General features: G+C 56.9%; 15 protein-coding genes. 8 read left to right on the top strand and 7 right to left on the bottom strand.

Annotated elements, in window-relative coordinates; genetic code table 11:
- Positions 1-2: 2 nt before the first annotated feature.
- Positions 3-1070, top strand: coding sequence for a 5-(carboxyamino)imidazole ribonucleotide synthase (locus ACR0AW_RS12675; RefSeq protein ID WP_170392403.1), 1068 nt, complete (start codon positions 3-5; stop codon positions 1068-1070).
- A gap of 61 nt (positions 1071-1131) precedes the next feature.
- On the opposite strand, the gene ACR0AW_RS12670 is transcribed toward ACR0AW_RS12675, so the two are convergent.
- The 6 genes from ACR0AW_RS12670 to ACR0AW_RS12645 all read right to left on the bottom strand — a co-directional run bounded on the left by ACR0AW_RS12670 (position 1132) and on the right by ACR0AW_RS12645 (position 6952).
- Positions 1132-2283, bottom strand: a complete 1152-nt coding sequence (locus ACR0AW_RS12670) for an alpha-D-ribose 1-methylphosphonate 5-triphosphate diphosphatase (RefSeq protein WP_170401837.1) — start codon at positions 2281-2283, stop codon at positions 1132-1134.
- Complete coding sequence (locus ACR0AW_RS12665; protein ID WP_170401841.1) at positions 2280-3053, bottom strand: alpha/beta fold hydrolase; 774 nt, start codon at positions 3051-3053, stop codon at positions 2280-2282. The genes ACR0AW_RS12670 and ACR0AW_RS12665 overlap by 4 nt, the downstream gene beginning before the upstream one ends.
- A 38-nt stretch (positions 3054-3091) precedes the next feature.
- Positions 3092-3934, bottom strand: coding sequence for a DMT family transporter (locus ACR0AW_RS12660; RefSeq protein ID WP_170733001.1), 843 nt, complete (start codon positions 3932-3934; stop codon positions 3092-3094).
- Positions 3935-4116: 182 nt separating this feature from the next.
- On the bottom strand, positions 4117-5760 hold the full coding sequence (gene groL / locus ACR0AW_RS12655; protein ID WP_170392413.1) for a chaperonin GroEL: 1644 nt from the start codon (positions 5758-5760) through the stop codon (positions 4117-4119).
- Between the two features lie 55 nt (positions 5761-5815).
- Positions 5816-6103 carry a co-chaperone GroES gene (gene groES / locus ACR0AW_RS12650; RefSeq protein ID WP_010441779.1) on the bottom strand — a complete coding sequence of 96 codons (288 nt, stop codon included), beginning with the start codon at positions 6101-6103 and terminating at the stop codon, positions 5816-5818.
- 174 nt (positions 6104-6277) lie between these two features.
- On the bottom strand, positions 6278-6952 hold the full coding sequence (locus tag ACR0AW_RS12645) for a DUF2161 family putative PD-(D/E)XK-type phosphodiesterase (protein ID WP_170594561.1): 675 nt from the start codon (positions 6950-6952) through the stop codon (positions 6278-6280).
- 121 nt (positions 6953-7073) lie between these two features.
- Between ACR0AW_RS12645 and ACR0AW_RS12640 the strand changes: the two genes are divergently transcribed.
- From ACR0AW_RS12640 to ACR0AW_RS12610, 7 genes are all read left to right on the top strand, one after another.
- A complete protein-coding gene (locus ACR0AW_RS12640; protein ID WP_170733002.1) occupies positions 7074-8054 on the top strand; it encodes a TraB/GumN family protein in 981 nt (326 codons plus the stop codon).
- A 99-nt stretch (positions 8055-8153) separates the two neighbouring features.
- Positions 8154-9074 (top strand): manganese-dependent inorganic pyrophosphatase, encoded by a 921-nt coding sequence (locus tag ACR0AW_RS12635; RefSeq protein WP_170512514.1) that lies wholly within the window; start codon positions 8154-8156, stop codon positions 9072-9074.
- Positions 9075-9270: 196 nt separating this feature from the next.
- The gene (locus ACR0AW_RS12630) at positions 9271-10146 is read left to right on the top strand and encodes a TIGR01459 family HAD-type hydrolase (RefSeq protein WP_170733003.1); all 876 of its coding nucleotides are present in this window, start codon (positions 9271-9273) and stop codon (positions 10144-10146) included.
- Positions 10147-10246: 100 nt separating this feature from the next.
- The gene (locus ACR0AW_RS12625; RefSeq protein ID WP_074736482.1) at positions 10247-10690 is read left to right on the top strand and encodes a MaoC family dehydratase; all 444 of its coding nucleotides are present in this window, start codon (positions 10247-10249) and stop codon (positions 10688-10690) included.
- 60 nt (positions 10691-10750) lie between these two features.
- Entirely contained in the window at positions 10751-11683 is a 933-nt protein-coding gene (locus ACR0AW_RS12620) for a bifunctional riboflavin kinase/FAD synthetase (RefSeq protein WP_170733004.1), read from the top strand.
- Positions 11680-12153 carry a YcgN family cysteine cluster protein gene (locus ACR0AW_RS12615; protein WP_170733005.1) on the top strand — a complete coding sequence of 158 codons (474 nt, stop codon included), beginning with the start codon at positions 11680-11682 and terminating at the stop codon, positions 12151-12153. The genes ACR0AW_RS12620 and ACR0AW_RS12615 overlap by 4 nt, the downstream gene beginning before the upstream one ends.
- Positions 12153-13187: a beta-eliminating lyase-related protein gene (locus ACR0AW_RS12610; protein ID WP_170512555.1), complete on the top strand. Its 1035-nt coding sequence runs from the start codon at positions 12153-12155 to the stop codon at positions 13185-13187. The genes ACR0AW_RS12615 and ACR0AW_RS12610 overlap by 1 nt, the downstream gene beginning before the upstream one ends.
- Positions 13188-13205: 18 nt before the next feature.
- Here ACR0AW_RS12610 and ACR0AW_RS12605 read toward each other — a convergent pair whose 3' ends face one another.
- The gene (locus tag ACR0AW_RS12605) at positions 13206-13805 is read right to left on the bottom strand and encodes a 2-hydroxychromene-2-carboxylate isomerase (protein WP_170512556.1); all 600 of its coding nucleotides are present in this window, start codon (positions 13803-13805) and stop codon (positions 13206-13208) included.
- Positions 13806-13875: the final 70 nt, after the last annotated feature.

The raw sequence follows: 13875 nt of genomic DNA, 5'->3' as shown, positions 1-13875 counted from the left end.
CGATGTCAGATATGCTTACGCCCGGTGCGACAATCGGGATATTGGGGGGCGGTCAGCTGGGCAGGATGCTCTCGATCGCGGCTGCACGGTTGGGGTTCAAGTCCCACATATTCGAGCCGGGCGCAAATCCTCCGGCCGGTCAAGTTGCAAATCAGGTCACGACCGCCGCCTATGATGACGCCGACGCATTGAAGGCCTTTGCGGAGTCGGTGGACGTGATCACCTACGAGTTTGAAAACATCCCCACCCAGGCGCTGGATCTGCTTGAGGCACACCGCCCCATTCACCCGGGTCGAGAGGCGTTGCGGGTCAGTCAGGACCGCTTGACCGAAAAGACATTTCTACAAGGCTTAGGCCTGCAAACCGCGCCCTTTGCAGACATCTCCGATTTGGACAGCTTGCGCGCCGCAATTGATGACATTGGCACCCCCGCCATCCTGAAAACCCGCCGCTTCGGCTATGACGGTAAAGGTCAGGCCCGGCTGCGCGCACCCGAAGATGCCGGGGCGGCACTGGCCGATATGGCGGGCGCGCCGTCCATACTGGAAGGGTTTGTGGACTTCAGCCACGAGGTTTCGGTCATCGCAGCACGCGGTCTGGACGGGCAAGTTGCCTGTTTCGATCCTGGAGAGAATGTCCATCGCGATGGCATCCTGCACACGACCACAATACCGGCACGCCTGTCTCCGGCGCAGCGGACAGATGCGGTATTGCTGGCCGCCAACATTCTCAACGCGCTGGATTATGTCGGCGTCATGGGTGTCGAATTGTTTGTGACGCCACAAGGATTGATCGTGAATGAAATCGCGCCGCGCGTTCATAACTCGGGTCACTGGACCCAGAACGGCTGCGCCGTGGATCAGTTTGAACAACATATTCGCGCCGTGGCCGGTTGGCCTTTGGGCGACGGTCAGCGCCACTCGGACGTCGTGATGGAGAATTTGATCGGGCATGACATGGACCGCGTACCCGAGCTTTCACGCGAACGGGACGTAGCACTGCATCTCTATGGCAAGGCCGAGGTCAAGGCCGGCCGCAAGATGGGGCATTTCAACCGGATTTCGCGATGAGGTAATCGCGCTTAAGCGCGATGCCTCCGGCGGAGGTATTTTTAGCCAGATGAAGCCGGGATCAGCTCAAGAAACGTGTTGCGATACTACCGGACATATAGCTGACACACCCGCCTGATAGTGTGGCGGCGACTTTGTGGGTTGTCGCATCGAGTATCACCAGATCAGCACGATATCCGGGCTGTAACGTTCCGCGATCCTTCAGGCCTAAAACCCGCGCGGGACCGGACGAGACAAGCGCCCAGGCGCTCGCAATATCCAGCAGGCCAGATTTTACCAACATCAGCGCAGCGCGGCGCGGGCTGGGGTAGTGGTAATCCGATGCCAATGCATCACACAAACCCATCGAGATCAGATCCACCGCGCTGGCATTTCCCTTATGTGAGCCGCCCCGCACAACATTGGGTGAGCCGAGGATGATGTGATCTCCGCCCGCCCGGGCACATTCGGCGGCTTCCAGCGTTTCCGGAAATTCCGAGATCATCACCCCGCGCTCGCGCCACTCAGCACGATCCTGCGGCGTTGTATCATCATGGCTGCCGAGCCGAATTCCTCGGTTCGCAAGGACAGTGCAAAGGCTGTCCAGTGCTGCTGGCACCTCGGCGCTGCGGTTGTGCATTGCCTTCAGCATCTCAAAATGCACTTCGGGATTCCGTCCCGCCTTCAGTGCCTGCCCCGTCAAGCGGGGTGGTTTTCGCCCCTCAGCCAGCCGGTCATGAGGTAGATGATCATTCAGAACCACATAAGGCACCTGCCAATCCGCGATACGTTCGGGCAGCCCGTCATAGTCGTCCAGCATATGGGTTTCGAAGCGCAGTTGAGGGATCAGTTGGGTTACAACATCATCCCGAACCGCAGCGATGGCGTCAAAAACCTGACCAGCAAACTCGGGCCCGCGCACGCCGCCTTCCCAACTGTGGAACTGCGCCAGAACAGCTGTGGTTATTCCATTCGCGGCCAGTTCCGCCTCGACCGATAAAATGCCCTCTGCCATCTGCTTCATGGCACCGCGCCGGGGCGCGATGTGACGTTCAAAACCGTCGCCATGCAAATCAATGATGCCAGGCAGGATGAGGTATCCTGACAAATCAATCTGCCGCCCTGCCCTATCGGATTGAATGGTACCTTCGGCGATCGTCAGTTCAGCACGCGACACCCCTTCGCCGGGCAACAGAACATTCGCGCCGGTCAATGTCAGTTCCAATGAGTTCATTGAGTGGGCTCCGAGTCCGGTTCCGAGCAATCTTCCCCAAGACAGATCTGGTCGATGATATCCATCACCCCGTCAAGCCAGGTGATTTGTGGATCGAACTGTCCGAATTCGATGAAATGCAGGGTCTGCGCCATGACCCGCGGGTTGTTCATCATGAACGTATGCGTCACCGGCAAGACGATGTGATCAGCCATACCCTCAACCTTTGTGGTCTCTATCGATACCTTGCCGTCATCTGGACCATCGATCAGAGACGAGAACAATGGGTTCAATGAGTTCTCGCCTGCAATCACCCCCAAATCGAACTCCACGGGCGGCAGGCGGCGTGGAATACCCTCTGGTCCGGTTCCCAACGCAAGCCCTGCAGGGCCATTCAGAAAGCCGAAAACCTCCCAGGCGCCAAGCTCGTCTACCAGTTGGCTGCCCTGATTAGGAGGTCCGAGCATGACAACGCGTCCCAGATTCTCGGGGTCGTTGTCCTGCAACCAATAGCGCAGCAGAATGCCCCCCATCGAATGCGCTACAACGTTAACCGTATCCTCCCCGCAGGCGGCGAACGCAGCTGGTAAAGTCTGGTTGGCGAGGTCTGGTATTGGTAGGTCTGTCGAAGGGTAACCTGGACGAACCACAGTGTAACCATGCGCATGAAAAAGCTGTTCCATGACGGTAAACGAGGCCTCTGTGCGCGCGAGGCCATGCAGAAGAACCACGCATTTCGCATTGGCCACCGCAGGCATAAGGCACAAGAGGAGAACAGCAAGAAATTTCATACACGCCAGATAAGGCCTAACCCAGGCCGAGGGAACCCCTAGCCACGGTTCCGGCGCAGCACCGCCAGTGCGATGCCGCCGAGTACAAATCCGGCGCCGAGTAGAAGCCTTAGACTTGCCATCTCGGCTAACAGGATGACCCCGGCAGCAATTGCGATAACTGGAACGCTGAGTTGCACGATCGCGGCCACCGCCGGTGAAAGCTGTGGCACGACACGGTACCATAGCGCATAGCCGAGACCGGACGTGACGCCTCCGGAAAGCGCAGCCAGCCCATAGCCAAGCGGAGACATTTGCCAATTGCTTCCCAGCAGGAACAGGGCAAATCCCGTGACGGGCAACGCCATGATGAAATTTGCTGCAGTTCCCGACAATGCATCTGGTTCGGACCGGCCCGCGATGGAATATATGGCCCACCCGACCCCGGCAGCCGTCATTAAGCCGGCCCCTGTCGGGTCGACCTGAACCGTCCCAGCAGGCCAAAGAACAAAAGCCAGTCCACCAAGCGCAATACCGGCACCCAATATCTGTCTCAAAGTGGGTGCAGAACCGGTCATTGCACCAATCGCAAACATGGTAATTTGCACAACCCCGAACAGGATCAGCGCACCAAGCCCGGCATCAAGCGTCAGATACGCTACTGAAAACCCGATCATATAAAGCGACAGTGACCCGGCCCCAACAACACGTCGACGATCAAAAACAGGGATCGAGCCGCCCCGAAGCGCCACCAATACCGTTAAAACCAAGGCACCAGCCAAAACCCGGATGATGGCAAATCCCGCCGGATCACTTGCGCCACTGTCGATAGCAAGGCGGTTCAGGATCGAATTCGCGGCGAAGGCGCACATGGTTAAAGCGGTCAGAAGAAACAGTCGCATATCAACCGCATAGCCGTTTCAAAGGGATTTGCACACTCACATTCCCGATTGCCGAGCCAATCCCGACCCTCCTCGGACCAGAGCCTACCAGCGCCAATGATACGAATGCACAACAGACATTCCAAACAAAACCGGGGCCGCCCAAAGGCGACCCCGCTATTAAGCACTAAGGCTTAAGCAGCTTACATCATGCCGCCCATGCCGCCCATGTCGGGCATGCCGCCGGCAGGTGCCGCGCCTTCTTTGGCGGGCTTGTCGGCAACCATTGCTTCGGTGGTGACCAGCAGGCCAGCAACCGATGCCGCATCTTCCAGAGCGGTACGGACAACTTTGGCCGGGTCGATGACGCCGAACGAGAACATGTCGCCATATTCTTCGGTCTGAGCGTTGAAGCCGAATGCTGCGTCGTCGCTTTCGCGAACTTTGCCAGCAACAACCGCACCGTCGACACCAGCGTTCTCGGCGATCTGGCGCAGAGGCGCTTCGATTGCCTTACGAACGATGTTGATACCTGCGTTCTGGTCGGCGTTTGCACCTTCCAGAGTTTCCAGTGCTTTACCGGCCTGAACCAGAGCAACACCACCGCCCACAACAACGCCTTCCTGAACAGCAGCGCGCGTTGCGTTCAGAGCATCGTCGACACGGTCCTTACGCTCTTTCACTTCAACCTCGGTCATGCCGCCGACGCGGATAACGGCAACACCGCCTGCCAGTTTGGCAACGCGCTCTTGCAGCTTCTCACGGTCGTAGTCCGACGAGGTTTCTTCGATCTGAGTGCGGATCTGAGCAACGCGTGCCTCGATCTCGGCTTTCTCGCCAGCACCGTCGACGATGGTGGTTTCGTCTTTGGTGATTTCGATTTTCTTGGCGGTGCCCAGCATGTCCATGGTGACAGACTCGAGCTTCATGCCCAGATCTTCGGAGATCACCTGACCGCCGGTCAGGATCGCGATGTCCTGCAGCATGGCCTTGCGGCGGTCGCCGAAGCCCGGTGCTTTGACAGCAGCAATTTTCAGGCCGCCGCGCAGTTTGTTGACCACGAGGGTCGCCAGCGCTTCGCCTTCAACGTCTTCCGCGATGATCAGCAGCGGCTTCTGCGACTGGATCACCTGCTCGAGCAGCGGAACCATCGGCTGCAGCGAGGACAGTTTCTTTTCGTGCAGCAGGATCATGCAGTCGTCGAGTTCTGCGATCATCTTGTCTGCGTTGGTGACGAAGTAAGGCGACAGGTAGCCACGGTCGAACTGCATACCTTCGACAACATCGGTCTCGGTTTCCAGACCTTTGTTTTCTTCGACGGTGATAACGCCTTCGTTGCCAACCTTCTGCATCGCGTCTGCGATCTGCTGGCCGATTTCGGCTTCGCCGTTGGCCGAGATGGTGCCAACCTGAGCAACTTCTGCCGAGTCTTTGACTTCACGCGAAGCGTCTTTGATGCCTTCGACAACCTTGGCAGTTGCCAGGTCGATGCCGCGCTTCAGGTCCATCGGGTTCAGGCCAGCAGCAACCTGCTTCAGACCTTCGCGAACGATGGCTTGGGCTAGAACGGTTGCGGTGGTGGTGCCGTCGCCGGCTTCGTCATTGGTGCGGCTGGCGACTTCTTTCACCATCTGCGCGCCCATGTTTTCGAACTTGTCTTCCAGTTCGATTTCCTTGGCAACCGAAACACCGTCTTTGGTGATGCGCGGCGCGCCAAAGGATTTGTCCAGAACCACGTTGCGGCCTTTCGGGCCCAGGGTCACTTTAACAGCATCGGCCAGAACATTTACACCGGCCAGCATGCGGTTACGGGCATCAGTGTCAAACTTGACGTCCTTTGCAGACATGTTGTCTCTCCTTGAGAATATCTGTTGAAATGAAGATCAGAGAAAGCGGGTGCGCTTACTCGATGATCCCCATGATGTCGCTTTCTTTCATCATCAGCAGCTCTTCGCCGTTGACCTGAACCTCGGTGCCCGACCATTTGCCGAACAGGATCTTGTCGCCAGCTTTTACAGCCATCGCGATCAGTTCGCCGCTGTCCTTGCGCGCGCCTTCGCCGGTTGCAACGACTTCGCCTTCGCTGGGCTTTTCTTTTGCGCTGTCGGGAATGATCAGTCCGCCTGCGGTTTTCTCTTCGCTTTCTACGCGACGAACCAGCACACGGTCATGAAGCGGTTTCAATGCCATCTTTGCAGCTCCTTGGGCTCAAAGTTTGTTATCCTCCCCTCGCCGACTGACGAGGCGTTAGCACTCGGGTCTCATGAGTGATAACGACGCATAGCTAGGGAGTTGCAGGAAGCGAGTCAACAATATGTGAAAGATTTTTTTGCCTGGCGCGATAAGCAGGCAAGAACAAGGCACCTAGTCTGGCTGATCCCAGCTGTACGCCCAGTGTTTCAGACCTTCTTGCCCTGCCTCAGACAGCGCGTAGACGCCCTTTTCCACTTTTTCGAACCAGCCGTAATGATTGTCGTACATCAAACGTGTCGCCGCACTTACGCCAGTGGCCTTTGCGACATCGGCCCCCTTGCCCGCTCCGTTCTCTGCCAGATGGGCCGCGCATTTTAGCGCATCTTGCCGATAGGCCGTTACGATCCCATGACGCGTGGCACCGCCCGCATTGGGATCGCCCTGCAACCTTTCAAACTCGCGCAGCAATCGCTTAGCCCTGACCTTATCCTTGCGCGGCGCATAGGGGCCGGGATCGCATTGAACCTCGACCGCTCCATCAGAGCGCACGGTGATCAGGCCCAATCCCAGGCGGCGGCACAGCGCCAGATTATCCTTCAACGCCCGTCGCGCTGCCCGGCCTTTTGGTTTACAGACCCCAATATAGACCTGATCGGTTATTTTCAGTCGTGTGATGGCCTGATGAAACAGCGCGAGACTGAAGCGCAGCTTGAGTTCCACGATCACCGGCTCCTGCCCATCCCGCAGAGCAACAATATCGGCGGCGCCAACCTCACCTTTCACGGTATATCCCTGACGTTCCAACAAGGCTTTGATGGGTGGATAGAGATCCTGCTCGAGCTTCATAACGCTATGCTATGTAGTTTCGCGCGGATTGCCAGCCACGGTTTGAAGACAAACTACATTGCAACTTACAAGAAGGCAGGAGTACGTCTTGGTCATATTCGCCATTTCCGGAAGGTTCCATATGCGCTTGCTCAGCTTTTGTCTCGGCCTTTTGCTTCCGATTACCGCCCATGCGGCCTGCGAAGGGAGAGATCTTTGGCTTGACCTGTCGGCCGAAAGTCAAGCTGATCTCGAGAAGACAATCAGTGACATTCCGTTTCCGGAGGGCAACCACTGGATCGCGACAAAAGACGGGACCGTCTTGCACCTGATCGGCACCCTCCACACCAGCGACCCCCGCATGGCACCCGTGGTCGAGCGCTTGGAGCCAGTTCTGAGTCAGGCCGACGCGTTTTTCTTCGAGGTCACACAGGACGAAATGGACGCGTTCGAAAAAGATCTGGCCGATGATTTCAGCCCGGTCCTGATTACGTCCGGCCCCACTTTGATTGACCTGATGTCGGAAGAAGATTGGACAGCGCTGTCCGCGACTCTGGCCGAGCGTGGCATTCCCGCCTGGATGGCCGCCAAGATGCGCCCTTGGTTTCTAAGCATGATGTTGGGCATTCCGCCTTGCCGGATGAATACCCCAGACTTTGATCGCGGCATGGACACGCGCCTGACGGAACTGGCCGAACAACACGGGATACCCCAGTATTCGCTAGAGCGGATCGAGGATCTGATCGCCATGTTCGACAGCCATCCTCTGGAGGAACAAGTGGCCTCACTGACCAGGCTGGCCGGGGCGCTGCAGGCCGGGGACGACCAAATGATCACCATGGCGAACGCCTATATCGAAGAGCAGCACGCCGCGATCATTGAGCTTGCGAAAATTCAGGGACTTGAAGCTTCAGGGATGACACCAGAAGAGTTTAACGCCGAATGGAAAGGGTTCGAGGATCAGCTTCTGGTGCAACGCAACGCCAACTGGATGGAAAAGATTCTGGACCTGAAGGATCAGACCGCGGTGATCGCTGTCGGGGCCGGACATCTGAGCAACGACTACGGCTTACTGAACCAGCTACAGCAAGCCGGATATACACTGGAACGCGCTGAATTCTAGGTTTTCAGACCAAGGGTCGCAGCAAGTTTGCTTCCGGGTGACAACCGTGTTTGACCACCCTATAAGGCGCGCAAATCCATATTCTTCAGGACACGAGACATGACAACGCTAGTTTTTGGCCACAAATCTCCCGACACCGATTCCACCGGCTCTCCGATCCTGTGGTCGTGGTATCTGAACGAAGTGAAAGGTGAACAGGCACAGCCCGTTTTGCTAGGCGAACCCAACACCGAAGCCGCCTTTATGCTTGAGCGTTGGGACCTGCCCAAGCCGCAAATCATCGAGGACGTGGCCGAGGATGCACCGGTTGTCATCGTCGACACCAACAATCCGGCCGAGTTGCCCGCCAGCATCAATAGCGCAGATATCCGCGCCATAATCGACCACCACAAACTGGTTGGCGGGCTTGAAACCAAAGGCCCTATCGACATCACCGTGCGCCCGCTGGCCTGCACGGCAACCATCATGGTCGATCTAATGGGTGACGACGCCGCCAAGATGCCCGACGCGATCAAAGGTGCCGCGCTGACCTGCATCCTGTCGGACACACTGGAATTCCGCTCACCCACAACCACCGCGCACGACCGCGCCGTGGCTGAGAAACTGGCGGCTGAACTTGGTCTGGATGTCTCGGCCTACGCCGCCGACATGTTTGCGGCAAAATCGGATGTATCGTCATTCTCGGACGCCGAACTGATCCGCATGGACAGCAAAGAATACGAAGTAGACGGCACCAAGTTCCGGGTCTCGGTTCTGGAAACCACAGCCCCCGGTGTCGTGCTGGATCGCAAGGACAGCATCGTAAGCTCGATGGCTGATGTGGCCAAGGAAGACGGCGTTGATCAGGTGTTGTTGTTCGTGGTCGACATTCTGAACGAAGAGGCAACGCTGCTGGTTCCAAATGATCTGGTCAAAGGTGTCGCTGAGAAGAGCTTTGGCGCAACCGTGGACGGTGACGCGGTTGTGTTGCCCGGCGTGATGAGCCGGAAAAAGCAGATCATTCCGAACCTCAAGGTTTGAATTTAGATTATCAAAGGCGCCCGAAACCGGGCGCTTTTTTTTTGCGAGGCTCTGCCTCGTGCTCCGAGATATTTTTAGCCAGATGAACAAGGGGGTTGATTTCGGCCGCTCCGCCTTGGGCTGCACCTCTGGCCAATTGCGCCACGCTCTGCCATAGGCTTTGACATCTCGCATTCCCTGCTGCACGAGGCGCGCCATGACCCAGATCGTTTCTTCACTCGCTGAAATCTCTGACCGCTACAAAGCGCTGTTTGTTGATTTGTGGGGGTGCGTTCATAATGGGATAACTGCCTACCCCGAGGCCGTCGCGGCACTGCGAGCTTATCGCAAAGCCGGAGGCACGGTGGTTCTTGTAACCAACTCTCCCAAGCCTCGTGCTGGCGTTGCAGTGCAGCTTTCGCAATTTAATGTGCCAGCAGATTCCTATGACACGATTGCAACCAGCGGTGATTCGGCGCGTTCAGCGATGTTTCGCGGGGCGATTGGCGAAAAAGTCTACTTCATGGGGGAATGGCAGCGGGATGCCGGTTTTTTTGAACCCCTGAAACTGCTGGATCATCCGATCCACATTGAACGCGTTCCGCTGGACGCGGCCGAAGGCATCGTGTGTTGCGGCCCGTTCGACCCGATGGCGGACCCAGATGTGAACCGGCCCGACTTTCTTTATGCCAAGCAGAAAGGGATGAAACTGCTCTGCGCAAATCCGGACATCGTGGTGGACCGAGGCGAAACGCGCGAATGGTGCGCAGGTGCTTTGGCCCGACTTTATACCGAGATGGGTGGTGAAAGCCTATATTTCGGTAAGCCACACCCGCCGATCTACGATCTGGCCCGGCGCAGGTTGCAGGCGATTGGGGTTGATGTGTCGGATTCTGAAATACTTGCCATAGGGGACGGGCCGCAAACAGATATCGCTGGAGGCATGGGGGAAGGCATTGATACCCTCTTCATCACCGGCGGTTTGGCAGCCGCAGAAACCAAAACATCACATCATCCAGACGAAGACGCGTTGAAAGCTCATAACGAGAAGGAACAGATCAATCCAACCTATTCGATTGGTCGCCTGAGATAGCAAAAAAGACTTGATTTTCTGCAACTGCGAAGTAATAAAGTTGCCGACGAGCGGCATATGATGGTCTTTTGTTGCTCTTTCGATCTCGAATGAGGGCAGCATGTTGGACAACCTTCCGCGCGGAACGATTTGCATCGAAGACATCGAAATGGGCATGTCACGGCACTTGCGCAAAGTCGTGACCGATGAAGATATCGAGATGTTCGCTCAAGTATCGACCGACCGGAATCCGGTTCATCTGGATGATGACTATGCCCGCGATACGATTTTCGAAGGACGTATTGCCCATGGCATGCTGACCGCCGGCCTGATCTCTGCCGTGATCGGAGAGCAGCTGCCCGGACATGGAACCGTATACATGGGACAATCGCTTAAATTTCTGGCGCCGGTGCGTCCGGGCGACATGGTTTATGCCGAGGTCAAGGTGATCGATATCGATTTCGCCAAACGCCGGGTTAAGCTGGATTGCCACTGCGCAGTTGACGGAAAGAAAGTGCTGGTGGGTGAGGCCATGGTGCTGGCTCCGAGCCGCAAGTTCGACTGATAATCCACCTTAACCGAACTGCGGCTTGAACCTGACGGGCAGTCCCGCTAGGCAAGCCGCATGCATATCATCCGGGACTTCCAGTTTGTTGAACCAGAAGACCGAGGCGCAAGTGTCGCCATCGGGAACTTTGACGGTGTTCATCTTGGCCATCAATCCGTCATCGAGTTGGCGCGCAATGCTGAATTGAACGCGCCGCTGGGGGTCATGACATTTGAGCCGCATCCACGAGAGTATTTTTCCCCAGAGGCACCGCCCTTTCGTCTGATGCGCGGCAATGCACGCGCGCACCGGCTGGAAAAACTCGGCGTGCAGAAGCTTTATGAACTGCCTTTTAATTCAACGCTCGCGGGTATGACGCCCGAAGCTTTTGCGAGGAATGTCATATGCGATGGTCTGGGGCTTTCTCATGTTGTCGTGGGTGCCGATTTTTGTTTTGGCAAAGGGCGCAGCGGTAACCCTCAGGACCTGGTTCGCTTTGGCGAAGAGATGGGGTTCGGTGTGACCATCGCGCCCCTGTTGGAGCGCACCGAGAATGTGGTTTCGTCGACTGCGATCCGGACAGCTCTGTCAGAGGGGCGCCCGCGCGATGCGGCAACAATGTTGGGGCACTGGCACCGGATTGAGGGTGAGGTCGTCGGAGGCGAGCAACGCGGACGAGACTTGGGATACCCGACGGCCAATATGTCGATCGAAGGGCTGCACCCTCCGAGATTCGGCGTTTATGCAGTTTTGGTCGACGTTTTGGATGGCCCGCATCAGGGCAGCTATCACGGGGCGGCATCGGTCGGGACCCGGCCCATGTTCCAAGGTGAGGTTCCCAACATCGAAACATTCCTGTTCGATTTCTCAGGCGATCTTTACGGCGCGACGCTGTCCGTTGGTCTGGTCGACTATCTGCGGCCCGAAATGACATTCGACGGCCTTGACGGGTTGATCTCGCAGATGGATGCCGACTGCGCGCGCGCCCGAGAGCTTCTGGCCAACCCATGACCACGGATCCAATTGATCGAGCTGGCCTCGCGCTCCGATTCTGGGAACGAAAGCCGCTGCGCAAGATGAACCAGCGCGAGTGGGAGGCCCTGTGTGATGGCTGCGGCAAATGCTGCCTGAATAAGCTGGAAGACGAAGATACCGGCGAGGTCGCCCTGACATGTGTTGCCTGCCGCTTGCTGGACGACGAAACTTGCCGGTGCATGCAATATGATATCCGTCACCGGTTCGTGCCCGAATGCATCGTCATGACACCCGACAATATCGACGATCATGCCTATTGGCTGCCGCAGACCTGCGCCTATCGGTTGCTGTGGGAAGGCAAACCGCTTTACGACTGGCACCCGTTGTTGTCTGGTACGCCAGAAAGTGTGCATGCCGCCGGGGTTTCGGTGCAGAGGCGCACCGTATCCGAATTCGAAACACCCATGGAAGAATGGGAAGATTACATCATCGAGGAACCGAACTGATGCATTTTGCTTCTGACAATTCCGGACCTGTCCATCCTGAAGTTCTGGCCGCGCTGACCGAGGCAAATCAGAGCTACCAGATGGCGTATGGTGCAGACACCTTGATGAACGAAGTGCGCGATCAGATCCGCGGCATTTTTGAAGCTCCGGGTGCAGCGGTTTATCTGGTCGCGACGGGAACAGCGGCGAATTCACTGGCGTTGGCGACACTAAGCAACCCGTGGGAAACCGTGTTCTGCTCACCCGTTGCTCATATCCACGAGGATGAGTGCAACGCGCCCGAATTCTACACCGGTGCAAAGCTGACGCTGGTTCCCGGTGGCGACAAGATGACCCCCGAAGCGTTGACCAAGTCCATTGAGGGGGAAGAAACCCGCGGCGTGCATGGTCCTCAACGTGGGCCTGTCTCAATCACTCAAGTGACCGAGCGCGGCTCGGTTTACTCGCTGGCCGAACTGCACGCCTTGTGTGGCGTTGCCAAGAAATATGGGTTGCCGGTGCATATGGACGGCGCGCGCTTCACTAATGCCCTTGTCTCTTTGAATTGCTCACCGGCAGAAATGACATGGAAAGCCGGTATTGACGCCGTCAGCTTTGGCGGCACTAAAAACGGTCTGATGGGAGTCGAAGCCGTCATCTTCTTTGATGAAAGCAAAGCCTGGGAATTCGAATTGCGGCGCAAGCGCGGTGCGCACCTGTTTTCCAAGCACCGTTACCTGTCGGCCCAGATGGCCGCCTACCTGCAGGACGATCTCTGGCTTAAATCGGCACGTAAGGCCAATGACAATTGCGCGCGTCTGGCAGATGGGCTGCGCACGGTCGGGGCAGAATTCTTACATGAACCCCACGCGAATATGATTTTCGCAAGCTTTCCCCGCGGCCAACACAAGCGCCTGCACGAGGCAGGCGCCGTGTATCATCTGTGGGGTGACACGTTGGATGGTGACGACGAAGACGAGATGCTGGCCTGCCGCCTTGTCTGTGACTGGTCCATCGGAACCGACCAGATCAATCGGTTTCTAAGCCTTCTTTAACCGTGCTCCTCTGCTCGGCTATTTCATCTCGGCCAAATGCTTGTCTAGGTCGTCAAGACGATCCTGACCCCAGAACCTTTGACCGTCCGGGGTGATATAGAACGGCGCACCAAAAACACCTCGATCCACGGCTTCTTCGAGATTGGCGGCGTAGGTTTCAGCACCTACCAACAGGCCGCTGTCAGCAAGATTTGGATTAAACCCGGCCTGCTCCAGACAATCGCGGATAACGCCATCATCGGCGATATCTTTTTCTTCTGCCCAACACGCTCGTAGGAAAGAATGGCACAGCATTCCGACATCCCCTGATCCATCCTGAATGGCCGCAATCACAGCATATGAGGACGGCGCCATGTTCGTCGGCCAGTGCGCAGGCTGCAAGTTCAACGGCATATCCAGATTACGCGATTGGCGCACCAGTTCCTGCGCGCGGTACTCGATGCGGGAGATGTGTCGGTCTTTTGGCGGCACTCCACCGGTTCGGCCGAACAAAGCGATGATATCCAGCGGTTTGTAATTGATCGTCGCACTGTGTTTTGCCGCGATCTCTTCAAGTCGCATTCCCGCCAGATAGGAATAGGGCGAGAGTGTCGCAAAAAAGTAGTCAATCTGGGCCATGTTCACTTTCTCCGCTGCGTTATCTTTGCGGGACGGTAGACCCATGCTAAGCGGTGTCAACATCACGAAT

The sequence above is a fragment of the Ruegeria sp. C5 genome (assembly GCF_056537605.1).
This window is presented reverse-complemented; position numbering and strand designations above follow the sequence as displayed.